This window comes from Pseudoalteromonas prydzensis, assembly GCF_001661495.1.
In the GTDB taxonomy this organism is placed as follows: domain Bacteria; phylum Pseudomonadota; class Gammaproteobacteria; order Enterobacterales; family Alteromonadaceae; genus Pseudoalteromonas; species Pseudoalteromonas prydzensis.
In genome coordinates this window covers 63,543-80,754 of record NZ_BDDT01000003.1, presented here as the reverse complement: position 1 = coordinate 80,754, position 17,212 = coordinate 63,543, and the positions used below count along the sequence as shown (strand labels likewise).

General features: G+C 40.6%; 13 protein-coding genes and 1 riboswitch. Of the genes, 10 read left to right on the top strand and 3 right to left on the bottom strand.

All coding sequences use genetic code 11. The annotated features are described in order from the left end of the window. Positions 1–22: 22 nt before the first annotated feature. Positions 23–194, bottom strand: a riboswitch (Lysine riboswitch). A 115-nt stretch (positions 195–309) separates the two neighbouring features. Then, the gene (nhaD, locus tag A7968_RS07700; RefSeq protein ID WP_064666008.1) at positions 310–1,557 is read right to left on the bottom strand and encodes a sodium:proton antiporter NhaD; all 1,248 of its coding nucleotides are present in this window, start codon (positions 1,555–1,557) and stop codon (positions 310–312) included. A 178-nt stretch (positions 1,558–1,735) separates the two neighbouring features. Here nhaD and A7968_RS07695 point away from each other — a divergent pair, with 178 nt between their 5' ends. The 7 genes from A7968_RS07695 to A7968_RS07665 all read left to right on the top strand — a co-directional run bounded on the left by A7968_RS07695 (position 1,736) and on the right by A7968_RS07665 (position 9,460). Beyond that, positions 1,736–3,031 carry an MksB family condensin complex protein gene (locus A7968_RS07695; protein ID WP_064666007.1) on the top strand — a complete coding sequence of 432 codons (1,296 nt, stop codon included), beginning with the start codon at positions 1,736–1,738 and terminating at the stop codon, positions 3,029–3,031. A 5-nt stretch (positions 3,032–3,036) separates the two neighbouring features. Further along, entirely contained in the window at positions 3,037–3,582 is a 546-nt protein-coding gene (locus A7968_RS07690; protein ID WP_064666006.1) for a condensin complex protein MksE, read from the top strand. Next, on the top strand, positions 3,582–6,365 hold the full coding sequence (locus A7968_RS07685; RefSeq protein ID WP_064666005.1) for an Mks condensin complex protein MksF: 2,784 nt from the start codon (positions 3,582–3,584) through the stop codon (positions 6,363–6,365). The genes A7968_RS07690 and A7968_RS07685 overlap by 1 nt, the downstream gene beginning before the upstream one ends. Positions 6,366–6,526: 161 nt before the next feature. Beyond that, positions 6,527–7,075 (top strand): DUF4136 domain-containing protein, encoded by a 549-nt coding sequence (locus A7968_RS07680; protein ID WP_064666004.1) that lies wholly within the window; start codon positions 6,527–6,529, stop codon positions 7,073–7,075. A gap of 177 nt (positions 7,076–7,252) precedes the next feature. Continuing rightward, positions 7,253–8,263, top strand: coding sequence for a hypothetical protein (locus A7968_RS07675; RefSeq protein WP_064666003.1), 1,011 nt, complete (start codon positions 7,253–7,255; stop codon positions 8,261–8,263). A gap of 20 nt (positions 8,264–8,283) precedes the next feature. Next, on the top strand, positions 8,284–9,159 hold the full coding sequence (locus A7968_RS07670) for a formylglycine-generating enzyme family protein (protein ID WP_064666002.1): 876 nt from the start codon (positions 8,284–8,286) through the stop codon (positions 9,157–9,159). A gap of 1 nt (position 9,160) precedes the next feature. Next, positions 9,161–9,460 carry a hypothetical protein gene (locus tag A7968_RS07665; protein ID WP_064666001.1) on the top strand — a complete coding sequence of 100 codons (300 nt, stop codon included), beginning with the start codon at positions 9,161–9,163 and terminating at the stop codon, positions 9,458–9,460. Between the two features lie 388 nt (positions 9,461–9,848). Here A7968_RS07665 and A7968_RS07655 read toward each other — a convergent pair whose 3' ends face one another. Next, a complete protein-coding gene (locus A7968_RS07655) occupies positions 9,849–10,358 on the bottom strand; it encodes a peptide-methionine (S)-S-oxide reductase (RefSeq protein ID WP_064665999.1) in 510 nt (169 codons plus the stop codon). 142 nt (positions 10,359–10,500) lie between these two features. Between A7968_RS07655 and A7968_RS07650 the strand changes: the two genes are divergently transcribed. Beyond that, positions 10,501–12,357, top strand: a complete 1,857-nt coding sequence (locus A7968_RS07650; RefSeq protein ID WP_064665998.1) for a TonB-dependent receptor plug domain-containing protein — start codon at positions 10,501–10,503, stop codon at positions 12,355–12,357. A gap of 44 nt (positions 12,358–12,401) precedes the next feature. On the opposite strand, the gene A7968_RS07645 is transcribed toward A7968_RS07650, so the two are convergent. After that, positions 12,402–12,665 carry a YkgJ family cysteine cluster protein gene (locus A7968_RS07645; RefSeq protein ID WP_064665997.1) on the bottom strand — a complete coding sequence of 88 codons (264 nt, stop codon included), beginning with the start codon at positions 12,663–12,665 and terminating at the stop codon, positions 12,402–12,404. Between the two features lie 127 nt (positions 12,666–12,792). Between A7968_RS07645 and A7968_RS07640 the strand changes: the two genes are divergently transcribed. Further along, entirely contained in the window at positions 12,793–13,965 is a 1,173-nt protein-coding gene (locus A7968_RS07640) for an efflux RND transporter periplasmic adaptor subunit (RefSeq protein ID WP_064665996.1), read from the top strand. A 3-nt stretch (positions 13,966–13,968) separates the two neighbouring features. After that, positions 13,969–17,148: an efflux RND transporter permease subunit gene (locus tag A7968_RS07635; protein ID WP_064665995.1), complete on the top strand. Its 3,180-nt coding sequence runs from the start codon at positions 13,969–13,971 to the stop codon at positions 17,146–17,148. The last annotated feature ends 64 nt before the right edge of the window (positions 17,149–17,212 follow it).

Here is a 17,212-nt window from a genome sequence, read left to right as displayed (position 1 = left end):
GGGTGCTCGATAAGAAAAGTCCACTGCCAGAAGCTCTCCACCTAATTGGTGACAGTTTTGAGGATTCAGCCCCATAAACCGAAAAACCACTGTGACGCGCAGTTGTTTTTCTCGGCGAATATTTCCCTCCTTAATGGTCGTTGGCAGTCGTCGCCTCACATTAAGTACCTAAATACCGCACCTCTTCTGAATGTTAGATTAATTGCATTCTATAATTACCAATTAAAATAACAAAGCCCACATAAAGTGGGCTTTGAAAGTTATCGTTTAGACGTCTAGCTGTCAAGTTGTTTTAAATAATAAAGACTATTAAATAAAACTACCTGCTAAATATGAGCCAATATAACCGATTGTATACGCTATTAATAAATACACCGACATACGTAAATAGCTCATAAAGGTAAGCGCTTTAACTTTACTCATGGCAATAATGCCTGCCGCCGAGCCGATGATTAGCATTGAACCACCTACCCCAGTTGCATAAGTAAAAGATAGCCATTGCTGAGGGCTCATCACGATTTCAGCTTTAAGCAGAGCGGCCGTCAGTGGTACGTTATCAACCGCGGCTGACAAAATACCCATTAAGTAGTTAGCATATTGCGCTGGCATTAGCTCATAAAGATGCGTGAACTTACTTAGCATGCCTACTTCTTTTAAAGCCCCTACAAGTAATAATACGCCAACGAAGAACAATAAAGTGTCGTATTCGATTTCACGAATATAATCGATAATTTTTTTATTCACGTCTTTTTTGCGCATTAAAAATTGCGCCACTAAAAACATTAATGACAACCCAAATAAGAAAGTTAACAACGGCGGCACATGATAAAGCACACTGAGTGTTAGCGTAGCGAAAATAGTTGATAAGAAAATAACTGCAATTGTAATATCGGTTTTTTCAATGCGGCGCTCTTCTTGTTTAGTAAACTCAACAGCACCATTTAAGCCAAACGACAACATGATCGCCAGCAGTGCTACACTTGCCAGTGCAGGCACAACTAACAATAACAAGTTAGCAATACTTACTTTTCCATCAAGGAAAATCATTAATGTCGTCACATCACCGGTGATCAAAGACACACCACCGGAGTTAACGCTAAAAATAATTAATGTGGCGTATTTAATTAGCTTTTTCGGATCGAGTTTTAACGACATCACCACCGCAAGCGAAATCAATGTGGCTGTGATATTGTCTGAAATCGACGAAAATAAGAAGGAGAATCCACCAATCAAAAACATCAGTTTGCGTTCGCTTATTGCACTTGGCATGACTCTGTGCACAATATTTTGGATAAAACCTTTGGAGTTTAAATAGGCAACAAAGGTCATTGCAGCCATTAAAAACAACCAGAGTGTGGCAATCTCTAAAATATTGTGATCAAGTTGATGTTGTATGTTTTCGGGGCTTTGCCCGTTGAGCGGCGAGATAAATAAGATAATCCAGCATAAAGTACCAAAGAAAAGCGTGGTTTTGGCCTTGTTTACATGGATAATATCCTCTATAACGATGAGCACAAATGCAAGCGTTATCAGGGTTAGGATAATTGCAGATACCATGGTGTTTGAACAACCTTTATAAAAATGTAAAAATTGTATGCTATATGCCGCAGGACGACACGGCGCGCAGTCTAGCACCAAAGACTGTGTAAAACTATTGCAAATTCACTTTTATAAGACAAATCGCTGATAGTCTGTACCTAGGCTATACAGTATTAATTAGAGTTACTGGAGCTTTATGATCCCAGCTAAAAAGTTACTAAATACCCTCACAGAGCATTGGGGAATGTTAGAACTGCTATTTAAACGTTTTAAGATGGCTGATTTCAGCTTAAAAGACGTACAAAATGCGATCAAACAAAAACAGCCAACGTGGTCAAATGAACGTATCTACAAAGAGACCAACCGCCTTTTAAACCAAGATATTATTATTCCTTTGGCTAAGTCGTCGCAGCTTGAAATTAATCGCGCGATTGCTGATTTTGCCACTTTTTTATTACAAGAAGAACATCTCGGTTTAGCCCAAGAAATTAGTGTATTGGTAGACGATTTAGCTCGCTTGGGCAATCGTTTAGATAACGCAGGCAGTATTGAAGACTACGACGAAATGCGCCGTTTTAGTCGTATTATGGATGATCGGGTGCGCAAAATAATGAAGCTCTTTGCCCACAACGAAAATGCTATTTTAAATATCGTTGAACAAGCAAAAGCTAACAATGCAGTACAATCGCTGCAAAAACGCTACAAAGCCGTTATTGAAGCCTTTGATGAATACATAGAGCCGATGCTGGAAATGGTGGATATTCGTGGCGATTTTCATGCTTGTTTTAATATCATCGAGGCGCAAATAAGTACGCAAATTGAGTATATCGAGCGCAGCGGTAAAGCGTATCAAGATAAACGTATGCTGGAACGATTACGTACCCGTATTTTAGAAATGCACTTAGTTGGCCGTGAAAGCTTACGTAAAAGTGCTGATATGCTGATGCCACTGCGTGAAGAGCTACGTCGTAATAATATGATCACTCGTCAAGCAGCTAAAGTGCTTGGTTTAGTCCGTAAAAATGGTGTTGATAATATGCTCAGCAGTGTACAACCACATTTTGTCTCTGACACACAGCGGTTCTCATTGGGGCAACAACGTCACATGGTGGCTTATATGGCTGCACTGGTTGAGTTTGAACACAGTGAATACGAACTTCCCGACCAACAAGACGTGCCTGCTTTTGTTACCCCCAATATTCCAGATTACAACAATGTGAAAGCGAACTTTAAAAAGCGCTTCAATGCGAAGCGTAAAAAACCACAACCCTTGTTGACCTTTTTAGGAGAGAGTTATCCCGACCTTGAAGCCGACGAAATGCTGTTTTTATATCAAAAGCTGGTCAGCGACACTGAGCTTGAAATCAACCAAAGCGATGAAAAAATGCGGGTAAAAATCGCAGGGCAACATTTCTCACTTTTCCCTTTTAATACAAAACCATTTGATTCTAAACCTGTTGCCTCAGCGCAATCTTCAACAGGGAATGAGTAACCGTTATGACACAGATAAACTTAGACGAATTGAGCCATCTACAAGCGATTAATAAAAAATTAGTGACGGGCTATCATATTAGCGAGCAAGATACTGTAATGTGGCAAGAGCTTGATCAACAAATTGATGCCTACCGTGCCTTGTTTAATGCGCTGGGCCACGATTTACAACACGACAGCCGTGGTTTTTATTACTTTGCCAGTGATGAAAGTACACCCAATATGGGCAAAATCTCCCGTGCGATTGCCTTAACGGTTTATATTCTTATTGAGCATTACGCCAACTCAGGTAAAGATCCAATGCGCGCCTTATTTGACGAAGTAAACGATTTAGAACTGATGCAAACGCTAGTGCAAATGAACAAACACTTGTTTGATCAGCTCGAAATTTTCTCTGGCTCTGATTTACGCAAAGACGTGTACTTACGCATGGTACGTTTAGGCCTCTGCCGAGAAGTAGAAAATGGCTTTATGCTGCAAGCGCCTATTTACCGTTATATTGATGCGCTAATGGAAGTAAACGAAGAAACCTATATTGGAGAGGACGAATAATGAAAAACCTATACGGCCTCAGTAAGCTGGCATTATTAAATACCGCAGGCTATGCCAAATGCGTGATCCCGCTGGATAAAAGCAGCTCAATTTGTGCGCCTAACAACACAGGTAAAAGCTCGGTAATAAACGCCCTGCAGTTTCCACTTATTAACGATTTGCGCCTTACCGAATGGGACGGCCATGATTTAGACGAAACTCGTAAGTTTTATTTTGCCTCCGATCAATCCTATATTTTACTTGAAGCAGACCTTCCCAATGGCCCTGTTGTAATTGGTGTGGCAGGTCTTGGCAAGATTGCCGGTTATGCACATCAGTTTTTTTGTTACCAAGGTAAACTCGACCTTGAGCAGTATACGCTAGGCAAAACCATCATTAAGTTCACTAAGCTATTTAATCATTTAAAAGAGCAAGGTTTTAATCCAATTGAACTTAAAGCCCAAGAGTTAAATGCCCTGCTTACAGGTGGCGCGACCCCGTTTGATGGCGATATCAATCTAAAAATGATCCCGCTCAATAACGTACAAGATTCGGCGATTTATAAAGAGATTTTTCGCCGTATTTTGAACTTGCATAAACTCGGTGCCGCTGATGTAAAACGCTTTATGCTACGCGTGTTTGAACGTCATATGTCAAATTCTAAGGTCGACTTTTATGAAGTATGGCGACGCTCTTTTGATAAAGTAAATCGTGCAAAGCGTGAATTAAAAGCCCTTGAATCTATGCAAGGGCCAATTAGTGCGCTTGAATCAATGCTTGACAATCAAACAGTACTCAAAGGAAAACTTGCCGCCTACGCGCCTAAAATTGACCAAGCCTTAATTGACTTTGATACTTATCAAGAAGCGCAATTGAGCGAGCTTAATATTGCCCTTGAAGATATTGAGCACGAAAAACACGAGTTTGAGCAAAAACAACAACTCTATGTCCAGCAATCACGTGATATTGAACGCAGACAAACGCAAATTGAGCAATGGTTTTTAGACTTCGGCGCGCTTAAATCTGAATTTGAACTGGTTAACTTAGCGACTTTAAAAGTCAGCCTTGGGCAATTAAAGCAAGATTACGAGTCACTATCGCATTCTATCAACAGTGCCCAAGGGCAAAGTTTACATACCCTTGATTACCGTATTAGTGAAACGCAAAAACAAATTAAGAGCTTAAAGCTGCAACTTAAAAACCTTGAGTTTAATTTGTTTACTCGCATGCGCGAGGATTTATCGCTCAAAGAAGTGGAAGAAATTTCACGTATTCTAAACCCTGATATTCTGTCATTCGCCACCACCAGCAATGGTGATATAGATATTACTGATGAAGCGGCATTTGGCGAATTTTTAGAACAATTATCAGATAACGTGAAAGGCGGCGTACTCACCCTACCCGGCGCAACTATTAAGCTGAAAAAGCTCTCGCCGGTGCAAATGCAAACGGGTGAAAATAAAGAGCAACTCAGCGCCCAACTCAGCGCTCTTGAGCATTCTCTTTCTGAGTTCAAGCAACAGCGCGACGTTGCCGCGAACGTGGCCGAAAAGCAAAAAGAAAAAGATGCGTTATATGATGAACTAATGGCAGCAGAAAGCGCATTAAAGCGCTTTGAACAATACCAAACTATGTTGCAATCAAATGATGCGCAGGCGCTGTTAAAAGAGCAGTTATTAGCTGAGCGCGAGCAAGTTGATAGCTACCTGCAAGATATTCAAAATAACAGCGGCTCAATTAGTGATAGACGCTCGATCATTAAATCGAAAAAAGATCTGATTTCACGCCAAGCCGATCGCCTACGCCAAGTTAAATCGGAGCGCATTGACCATACCCTCGATTTATACAGCGGTAAAGTCACCCCGTATATGATTGATATCCAAATCGACTTTGATAATCTCAGCGATTTAGTACACCACTTTAATAAAGACTGCCAAGAGCTGCGTAATTTTGATATCAACGTGCGTAATACCTATTTGCATATCTATAATGCCGGTATTACTAAATTTGATAACGAAAACGACGAGTTTAGTAAATATCAAAAACTTATTAGCGCGTTTCACAATATTGATAACGAACGCGACGCCGTTGAGCGCCAAGCGCGTGTCGCATTGACTGAAGTAGCCGCCACGATCAAAGGCCTGCGGGAAGATTTAGACCGCCTGCGCCGTGAGATGAACAGCTTTAACAAAGGTATTAGTCAGCACCGTATATCTAACCTGCAAGCGTTTAAAATTAACGTGATCCCACGCAAGATGTTAGTGGATAGTATTGATACCATCATCAGCACGTCAAATCAGTTTGAGCAAGGCGACACGCTTGATTTACTCAGCCAAGAACCGTATAGCGAAAGTGCCGTCAACGAAGCCAAAGATCACTTAATTAAACTCGCCTCTGATAAAGCGGGTTTAACCTTAACTGATTTATTTGATATTCGTTTTGAAGTGGTAAATCGCGCTGGCGAAACTGAGCACTTTGAAAAAATTGATTCAGCTGGTTCAAATGGTACGCGGATCACCATTAAATTATTATGCGGTATGCTATTTATCCGCTATTTATTAAGTGACCAAGAACAAAACTTATACCGTATTCCAATTTATATTGATGAAGCGGCCGATATCGACCCGCAAAATCAAAAAGCGATTATTGAAACGGCATTGAGCTTTGGTTTTGTACCAATATTCGCCTCTGTTAAGCCACAAATTAGTTGTGACTACATCGTGCCGATCCGCTCGGTGAAAGACGGTGCGCAAAACTGGGTTGATGAAAAAGATTGGATAGAAGTAGAGCATGAACAAGCTTAGCTATATATTAATAAATTAATTTATCATTCAGCCATGAGCGACTAAACTGAGTAATAAACCAGCAAATTGCAGATAATAGGTAAAAAATGTCATTCCGTTGAATTATTTTTATGTTATGTTATCAAATGAATAGAGCTTAAATTTGCCAAGGAGCAAACACCATGAAGAACTTACTAATTGCTGCAGCTGTGCTTATGCTGGCAGCATGTGCAAAAACACCTGATGTTGATTACGATAAATCGGTTGATTTTAGTAACTACAAAACATTTGCTTGGTTACCACAAGCAACGCTTGCAAATGCAGGTAACTACCAAATTAGTCCGTTAATGGAACAACGTGTTCGCGAAGCGGTTAACACCCAGTTACAAGCACAAGGCATGTCACTTGTTGATTTATCTGCCGCTGACGTATTACTTAACTACCATGCGTCTGTAGATACTAAAATTGACGTTGATACATTTAACGTAGGTTACGGTGCGAGCTGGAACTATTGGGGTATGGGTTACAACACACAAACAACGACTCGCGAATACGATGTAGGCACGTTAGTCCTTGATGTTGTTGATCGTGCTTCTAACAAGCTAGTATGGCGTGGTGCCCGTGAAGGCCGTTTACAGAAAAAGCAATCTCCTGCAGAGCGTAACGAAGCAGTAAAAGATGCTGTTGCGACTATTCTTTCTGGCTTCCCGCCGGAAAAACTAGCAAAATAATCTGCTATAAATAGTTTTAAAAGCTCACTTTTTAGTGAGCTTTTTTGTTAGTAAATCAGTCTAATATTGTTTTTAAATAACATTTAATAATTCCAGAATCTCAATTCAAAACAAAAGAAATTTAAATAACAAATAAAATATGTTAGATTATCGGAAATATTTAAAGGAATAAATAATATGTCATTAGACCCTACTTTCGTACTTAAAATTCAAAAGCTATTCCCAAAAGATGTACTCCGAGAAATGTACGCTTCCCTTGACTCAGATCCAGAATTTAGACACGCAGGTGTAATTTTTGAAGCTGAGAAAGATAGTATTGCTAAACTTTCAGTAAACCCAGGTAGTTTACTTGTAAATCCAAGTAGCCACTACAACCGCAAAGTGCTAAGAGTAAGCTGTAGAGCAGACAGAAAAAATATTTATATCCGCGAATTTGTATTCCCTAAACAAATGAAGGTCGAACAAAGAATAGATAAGATTAATTCTTCGTTATACGGTGAATCTTTCAATGCTTTTGTTTCATGCGCTGGCGCTGCTTCAGGTTGGGTATTAGTGTTCGCCGAGATGGGGGGAGGAGCTGCAAGCCTTGGCGCTACATGGGCTGCAATTCCATTAACATTGACATCAACTACCGCTGCAACTTTTCAATGTGGAGTTGGTACTGGGCGTGTATTTAACCATTTAAGTGGTAATGCAGAATACAACCAATGGCTTGATGCATCTCCTACTTTTTCAACTTTGATGGTTACTTTAGATGTCATTCAAGTTGCCGATTTAACTAAAGCAGGATTAGAGGCTGGTTCATTGTTAGTTAAGTTTAGTCAAAATAAAGCGCTAGGACAGAATAAGTTATTAAAAATGTATAAAGGGATGACTCGTGAAAACCGTAAAAAGCTTGCTGTCGAAATTTTAAAGCTTAACAACAAAAAGTTAATTAATAATCAAAAACTCTTAAAACAAGTTCTGAGAGGTCAAACTCTTTTAGATGACGGTACTAAAGCAACCAAAGTTTACACCCAAGCACAAGTCCAGCGATTAATAAGAAGTTCTTTTTATAAAGCTTTTTTAACTCGATCATCAATGGCAACTGGCGTTGGAACTGCAGCTACAATATATGGAAGTGCTCGCACCTTGCCTGAGAATACTAAAAAATCAGCAAGTTTTGTTATTGGTATTACCACTTCTTAAATTTTATTTATGAGTAAAACATGTTATCTAAATTGAAAATTAAATATTTTTTTGTATCTATAATTTTGATGGGAATATTCGTTGGTTTTTTTAATCTTAGTTGGTCTAGTTTAAAACTCACTAACCATAAGGTTGTTTATATTCAAGACAAACTAACCAATGGTGAAAAATCTCCAAAAATGGTAATAATTCCGGCTGGAGTTGGCACTATAGGCGGAGAAAATTTTCGTTCATTTCAAAATGAAGCCCCTATATTTAAAGCAAAAATAGAGTCTCCTTATTCATTAAGTGAAACTGAAGTAACGTTTGAGCAATATGATAAATTTTGTAAAACCGGAATACGTTCGTGCCCTAACGATGAAGGCTGGGGACGTGGTAAACAACCTGTGGTAAATATTTCTTGGTTCGATGCAGTCGCGTACACAAAGTGGCTAAGCAAAGAGACTGGCAATATTTATCGCTTACCTAGCGAAGTTGAATGGGAATACGCTGCTCGAGCTGGAACAGATAGTAAATTTTGGTGGGGTAATGAGTACAAGCAAGGCATAGACCACTGCGATAGAGATCTAGGAGGCTGCCCAAAAGGTACTGATAAAGGACATCCTTGGCAAGTAGGCATATTAAAAGCAAATCCTTTTGGTTTATATGATGTAACTTCAAATGTATCAGAATGGGTTGATGAATGTTATTTAAACAGTCACGATAATACATTAGGTACTGCGGCTACAAATAATATAGGTGCTTGTACTCAAATAATCGCAAAAGGAGCTAACTGGATGATGCCACAGCCTCATGTTCATCACTCGCAAAGAATGAGTATTCCAAAAAATGTTCGAGGATACGAAATCGGCTTTAGAGTATTAAGAGAAATAAATAAAGGCGAATTAAAGGAATAAAATGAAAGTAACGTGCCCTCATTGTAAAAGTAAGATTACAGCTAAAGATATAAAAGACATTAACAAGAATAGTATTTTTATTGAAAAACAATGTCCCTCTTGTCAAGAATGGTTTTGTTTGAATAAAACACTAACGATTATAAAAATTATTGGTGTTTTTCTATTGTTAATAACTAGCTTATTAAATATTTTCAATATTAAAAGTGAATTCAGTCTGTTTTTTTCAAGCATTGGTTTTGTAGGAATATTGGTATCAGTAATTATTACTTTTTTTGGTAAAAATGAAGCAATCAAAAAATAAAAAAAAGAAACCAAAAGTAAAACTTGTAAATATCAGTGATACGAGAATGCTATTGAATAAAATCGCATTCTCTTTAGTATTTTTGGCTATAGGCCTCTTATCTATTATATTTTCGATAAAATTTATATTTGACGGATATATTCTGACTCCAACAGATTACAGGGTCGAACCTGACGTTTATTTTTTTTCAACGTCGCCATTTACTTATCTTTTTTATCTTTTTATTTATTTAGGAACTGGGATCTACTTTTTAGCTGTGCCCTATCTTTTTAGGGATATGTTTCCTCGAAAGAAAAAAAACGCTAGAAAATCTAAAAAGGGGAATAAATACGACAAAGTTTGACTCTCACCTTATAAGCCATTAGCACTTTTTTATTTAAATACACTATTATTTATTTTGCTGTTTCTTATACTTATGTAATAACTCCAGTGGTATATGACAGTAATCATCTGGATGATTAGTTAGTCGGTCTTGGTGCTCTGGATCGCTTGCTACGTAATTTGTCAACGGCAGTACTTCAACCACTATTTTGTCTGCATCATCACGAGTGCTAATAAAGTCTTTCGCTATGTTTAGATGCGCTGGCTGCTTACTGTAAATGGCCGTGCGGTACTTAGGCCCAACATCATCGCCTTGCTTGTTAATACTGTATGGGTCAATAATTTCAAAGAAATAACTGATCAAGGTGTTCAACTCAACTTTATCGGTATCAAAAACCACCTGAACACATTCTGCATAACCATCGTATTCGCCCGCGGTCGTATTGCTGGTGCCATTGGCTCGCCCCGCTTCAGTGCTTACTACTCCAGGTAAATGCTTGATAAACTCTTGTACTCCCCACAAGCAACCACCAGCAAAATAAACACGGTCTAAATTGGTGTTATGTAATGTGTTCATATATTAAACCTATGTAAATAGACATGAATGATTATCAAATGCAATTTTCTCTCATTAAGATACAATAGCGCCCTATTTAAAACGCGTACTAACAACGTGTTTGCTCATGCAGCAATATATAAAAGCGTAAAGAGATTTTAAAGTGATAAAAACAGTACAACTAGTCCTACCTGCTATTTTTTGCAGTTTATCAACCACTGCACTTGCGACTAATGAGAAAAATAACACTGATAACATTGAACAAATAACAGTAAAAGTGTCAGCAACCGCAAATAACGAACCTGTGGGCACCTTTGCCGCGCCGATCTCAAATTTAGAATACGATCCGCGTGTTGATCTGCAATCGCGTAATATGGCCGAAGCGCAAGCGGATGTCACTATTCGCGGCGGCATTTTTGAAAACACCGGTTTTCGGGTTGGCAGTGCTACCTTATTCGATCCTCAATCAGGCCATTACTTTGCTGAAATTCCGATTGCACCACAGATGCTCGATACCGCTGATATTTTTACTGGCGTTGATAATGCACTCTATGGTGTGAATAGCTCAGTTGGTACAGTATCGTTTGCTTGGACGCCGATAAATACTGGCGGCAGTGCGTCATTAGGCACGGGTAATAACGATTTTAATTTACAAAGCATCAATGCAGGGCTCAATGTGCCACTTGCAGGCAAGCCTGATTGGCAGTTAGGTTTTCAAGGTGACTATGCGCACTCACAAAGTGACGGCACCATAGACAACGGCGATCATGACTTTACCCGTGCCTCTGGCCGCGTGCAATTAACTGGTCCGCAATCGCAAACAGATTTATTTTACGGCTCACAGCAAAAGTTTTTTGGTTGGCCAAACTTGTACACGCCATTTGGGGTAAACGAAACCGAAGATCTTGATACACAATTACTGATGCTTAATCATAAACAAGGTTATGCAAACCAGAGCTCTTTTGAAGTATCCGCTTATTATCGTAAAAATAACGACCATTATATTTACTCTCGTGAAAACCCCAGTGCATTTGAAGCGTTTCATGAAACAGAAGTTAAAGCTCTCGCCCTATCTGGTCGCCATAGTAATAATGCATCGTTTGCAATCAATTACTCAGCGCAATACATGGAAGATGCAATTGAATCGACCACCCTTGAGAATAACTTTACCTCGCGTAATTATTATAAACTCAGCGTGTTACCAGAATACAAAACTGCGATTGATACTAACCAATTACTGACTATTCGTTTAGGCGCCGCTTTTGACGATACCAACAGAGACGACTCGCAATTCTCGCTGCTTGGCGACCTTGCTTGGAATACCCTCAATAATGATGGCACAGAGCGTACAGTGTACTTATCGTTTGCACAGGCAAGTCAAGTAGCCGGATACACAGCTATTGGTGGCAGTGAATCCGGTGGGTTATTTAGAAGTAACTATAATCTTGAACGTGAAACCACCCAGAACTTAGAGCTTGGTTTATTACTTGAACAGCAAACATGGCGCTTAGATTCAGCCATTTTTTATCGCCAAGATGACAACCTGACTGATTGGACTTACAGCTTCGACTCTACCTCTGCCCGAGCAGCTAACGCTGTTGATATCGACACCGCAGGCATTGAGTTTTTAGCAACTAAGCATTTTGATACTGTTGAACTTATTAGCAGTTACACTTATCTGCATAAATCAGAAAACTATGGCGCAGCAGATATCGATGCCAGTTTTTATGCGTTAAACTTTCCTGATCACCGCGTCACGCTCGGTGCTATTTGGCAACCCATGGATTTACTGGAGTTTAGAATTGATAATGAATGGCGTAAGCAACATGAAAATAAATTAAGAAATGGCGATGACGAAGCGCTATTTACCCACTTAACATTAAAAATAACCCCATCAGCACTTGATAACTTATTTATCACCCTAGCCGCTGATAACTTATGGGGCGAATCATTTGAAGAGATCCCCGGCACACCTGGACGTGGCGAGCAATACACTCTGAGCGCAACTTATAGCTGGTAAATAAACAATATGTATAAAAACCGCATTTTTTAGGATGCGGTTTTTTATGTCATCTGTTCAAGTTCTGTGATCAACTGCAAAGCTTGTGCGTTGCTGGTGCCACATACATCAATTGTTGCACTAAAGTCACTGCATACTTTTGGCCGCCGTTCATCACCAAATAGTTTACATAAGTTATTGTTATCTAATTGAATACACCGCTCTCCTGCTTTCTTGCCATTTGGCATACCTGGGATCGGAGAGCTAATGCTTGGTGCAATACAACATGCACCACAGCCAAGCCGACATGCCATTGTTGATGTGTTCATACTCTGCCCTTTTTGTGCTCTATTTCATCAATATGTTAATCGTGTAATGACTTGTTACATCTTCATACGCCTTGTAAACACTTTCTTCATTATAATGACAGCGTCACCTAATTATGAGGAAAGCCCTGTGGCTACTAAAAAACAAATCATTCTACCTATTGCCGTGCTAGTCGCGGGTGTAGGTCTAGCGGTTGCGTTTTCAGCAATGAAACAACCGCCGGAAGAAAAGCCAGCACAAGATACACGCCCATTGGTCTCTGTTAACCCAGTTCACCTTGATGCAATTACCTTAGACGTTAAATCGTATGGTGTTGTTAAAGCAAAAGATCACACCCCACTGGTTGCGCAAGTAAGCGGTCAAGTGGTGTTTGTATCTGAGCAATTTGTGCAAGGTGGTTTTGTTAAACAAGGCGATATTCTAGCACGAATAGATCCAAATGATTATGAAGCGGCGTTAATTGAAGCGCAAGCTGGGTTGGCACAAGCAAGCTCGGACTTAGAGATTGAACGCGCACAAGCACATGTAGCACAGGCTGAATGGGACCGAATAAAAGACGATTCAAACCAAATGATCCCATCACAACTCTATTTACGCAAACCACAGTTAGCAGAGAAACTCGCGCGCTACCGTGCAGCGCAAGCAGCTGAAAAACGTGCAAACCGTAATTTAGAGCGTACGTATATCAAAGCGCCATATGATGCGATTATTTCTGAACGCGCAATTAGTTTAGGCAGTGTTGTTAACCCAGGTAGTCAGTTTGGTGCACTCAGTTCAACTTTGGTCGCTGAAATTCGCCTACCCGTGGCTGATAAAGAATTACAATACCTAACTAACCGTGGTATCGGCGCGAATGTAACAATCAGTGCAGACTATGCCGGTAAGCCAACCACATGGCAGGCTAAAGTTGTTCGCAGTGAAGGCGTTATTGATCAAAAAAGCCGTATGAGTTATTTAGTGGCACAAGTGAATACCCCTTATGCCAGTGAGCAACCACTGCGCTTTGGTTCTTATATCAATGCCACCATTGCTGGTCGTGAACTAGATAATGCGATTATCGTTCCTCATCACTTAGTTAAAAACGGCAAAATAGCGGTAATGAATGACGATTTAACGCTGTCGTTTAAGCCCCTTAATATTATTAGAGAACAAAATGGCATGGTCATCGCGTCACAAGGTTTACATGATGGTGAGCAATTGATCACATCTGCTTTAGATTTCCCAACCGAAGGCATGCAAGTCAAACTAAATAACGCTGATAAGCCTGCTGGTGCAACGCAACTTGCGCTGAAAGAGGAATAAGCCATGAGCATTCATAGCGAAAAAGGCTTAATTGCTTGGTTTGCCCGTAACCCTGTTGCAGCAAATCTATTGATGATTTTTATTTTAGTAGGCGGTATTTTAACGGCGTTTTCTATTCGCAAACAGATGTTCCCGCAGTTTGAAAATAATTGGATCAGCGTACAAGCGGTCTACCCAGGCGCTGCCCCGCAAGAAGTTGAAGAAGGTATCACCATTAAGGTCGAAGAAGCCCTCGAAGGCTTAGAAGGCATCAAGCGGAAAATTACTTATTCAAATCGTGGTTATTCGCAAGCTTGGATCGAAATCGAAGAAAAATACGATCCTAAAGAAGTACTCGATGAAATAAAAATGCAAGTTGATGCAATCAATACCTTCCCTGCTGACATGGAGCGCCCAATTGTACGCCATGATAAGTTTGAGCAAGAAGTGATGATCCTCGCCCTTTATGGCGACATGAGCAATTATCAACTCAAAGAGCTGGGCAACAATATTAAAGACGAGCTGCAAGCCTTACCGCAAATCAACCTCGTTGAATTTAATGGTGGCCTTGATTACGAAATTAGCATTGAAGTCAGCCCAGATAAACTTCGCGAATACGGTTTAACTTTTAGAGATATTGCCAGCACCGTACGTGCTTTTTCAGCCAACATGTCAGCAGGACAAATTCGCTCTGAAAACGGCTATATTTCGATGCGGGTTGAAAAACAAGCCTATCGCGGTAATGAGTTTGAAAAACTCCCCCTGATTTTATTGCCTGATGGCGCGCAAGTGTATCTAGGTGATGTAGCAACCATTAACGATGGCTTCGCAGAAGGCCTGCAATACTCAAAATATAATGGCAAAAACTCCCTATCATTTGAAGTAAATGCCTCAAAAGATCAAGATATTACCAAAGTGGCCAAAGTGCTAAAGCAATACTTAGCTGATAAAGCAGACCAGCTGCCAGCAGGTGTTAAGCTCACCCCAATTGTTGACTTAACTTATTACCTTGAAGGTCGTTTAGACATGATGATCGACAACATGGTATGGGGCGGTTTGCTAGTGATGGTGGTGCTTGCGCTGTTTTTACCGCTGCGCTTAGCGTTTTGGGTGATGATGGGTTTACCAGTGTCATTCCTAGGCGCCTTTTTAATGATGCCAATGGGTTTTTTAGATGTCACCATCAACTTAGCGTCACTGTTTGCCTTTATCCTCGTACTCGGTATTGTGGTGGACGATGCCATCGTGGTGGGTGAATCAGCCAGTGCCGAAATTGAAAAGCACGGCCATTCACTGGATAACGTTGTACGCGGTGTGAAACGTGTTGCTATGCCTGCCACATTTGGCGTATTAACCACCATCGCCGCATTTTTGCCGCAAACTTTAGCCAGTGGCCCAGGCGCTGCGTTTTCCAAAGCGATTGGCGGGGTTATTATTCTGTGTTTGATTTTCTCACTGATTGAATCAAAACTTATTTTACCGGCTCACTTAGCGGCGATGAAACATCGTGAACCGAACCCTAAAAATCCGTTGCACCGCCTTCGTAAAGTTATGGATAGTGGTTTAAAACGCTTTGTAGATAACTATTACACACCATTTATTGGTCATTGTATTCATTACCGATATACCGTCATCATTGGCTTCATTTGTGTACTGATTGTCAGCGGCGGTATGTTTGCGGGTGGTTTAGTTAAATTTGTCGCGAACCCTAAAATTCCTCACGACTTTCCGCGTATCTCAGTTGAAATGAACTTAGCCTCATCAGAGCAAGCCACCTTAGAAACCGCGCAAAAAATAGAGCAAGTCATTATCAATGTTGATCAACAACTAAAAGAGCAATATGGCACAGCCATGGTTCGCGATCTGTCAGTCAGTTTACGTGGTCGTACTGAGGCCAGCATTATGGCGATATTAATTGATCCTGAGCTGCGCCCTATTGATACCTTTGCTTTGAGCGCCCTGTGGCGCGAACAAATGCCAGCGTTGCCGGGCGTTAAAACCTTAACGATTCAAGACAGTATCATGAATGGTGGTCGAGACGACGGTGATATTAGCTTTCGCCTTGAAGGAAAAGATGCCAAACAGCTAAAAGAAGTAGCGGCAAAGTTAAAAGAAAAACTCAACACAATGGAAGGTGTGGGTGATGTAAATGACTCAATGCAAAGCGCCACCGATGAAGTACAGCTTGATTTAAAACCATTGGCGTACAGCATGGGCCTTACCCTTGCTGATGTGGCTTCACAAGTCAGTTTTAGTTACTACGGTATTGAAGCACAACGTATTTTACGTGACGGTGAGGAAGTGAAAGTCATGATCCGCTACCCGGAAGAAGCGCGTAATTCAATCAGCGATATCGCCAGTGCCCGGATCATTACTCCAACGGGTGCAGAAGTACCGCTGGCTGAAGTGGCAGATGTAAAACTGGTTGATGGTGTTAACCGTATTCGCCGTGAAAACTCAAAACGTACCGTTAACGTATGGGCAGCCGTTGATACCGACCAAGTAGAGCCGTTTGCAATTGCCAAAGAAATTCGTGATGAATACTTACCAGCTCTATTGAAAAGCTACCCTGGTGTACAAAGTAGTGTTGCTGGACGTATTCAAGAAGAAATGGATAGCGTTGCTGAGCAAGTGCGTGATTTTGCACTATCAATGATGATTATCTTCGCGTTATTAGCAATACCGCTGCGCTCATATTCACAGCCGTTAATCATTATGTCGGTGATCCCATTTGGGGTAATTGGCGCCATGTTTGGGCACATGATTTTAGGCATGACCATGAGCGGTTTATCTATCTTCGGGATCATTGCTGTAGCCGGTGTTGTTGTGAACGATTCATTAGTAATGGTGGACTTTGTTAATAAAGCCCGCGCTGAAGGTGTAGCAATAAAAGATGCAGTAATGCAAGCTGGTGCACGGCGCTTCAGAGCGATAATGCTTACTTCAATCACCACCTTTATTGGCGTGTTACCAATCATCATGGAAACCAGCTTACAAGCTAAAATCGTGATCCCAATGGCGGTATCGCTGGCCTTTGGTGTGTTATTTGCCACCGTAATTACGCTGGTCCTGATCCCATGTCAATATGTCGCACTAGAAGATGCTAAACGATTAATTCGTAAATGGCGTGGAAAAGAAGCGCTGGTAGATGGAACTCCGGCTAGCGGCAAGGTGGACAGCAAAGTAAGCCACTCACCTTTATAAAATTTGATATCCCAACCAACTAGCCCGAGCTGTATACAGTTCGGGCTTTTTATTTGAAGCAAAA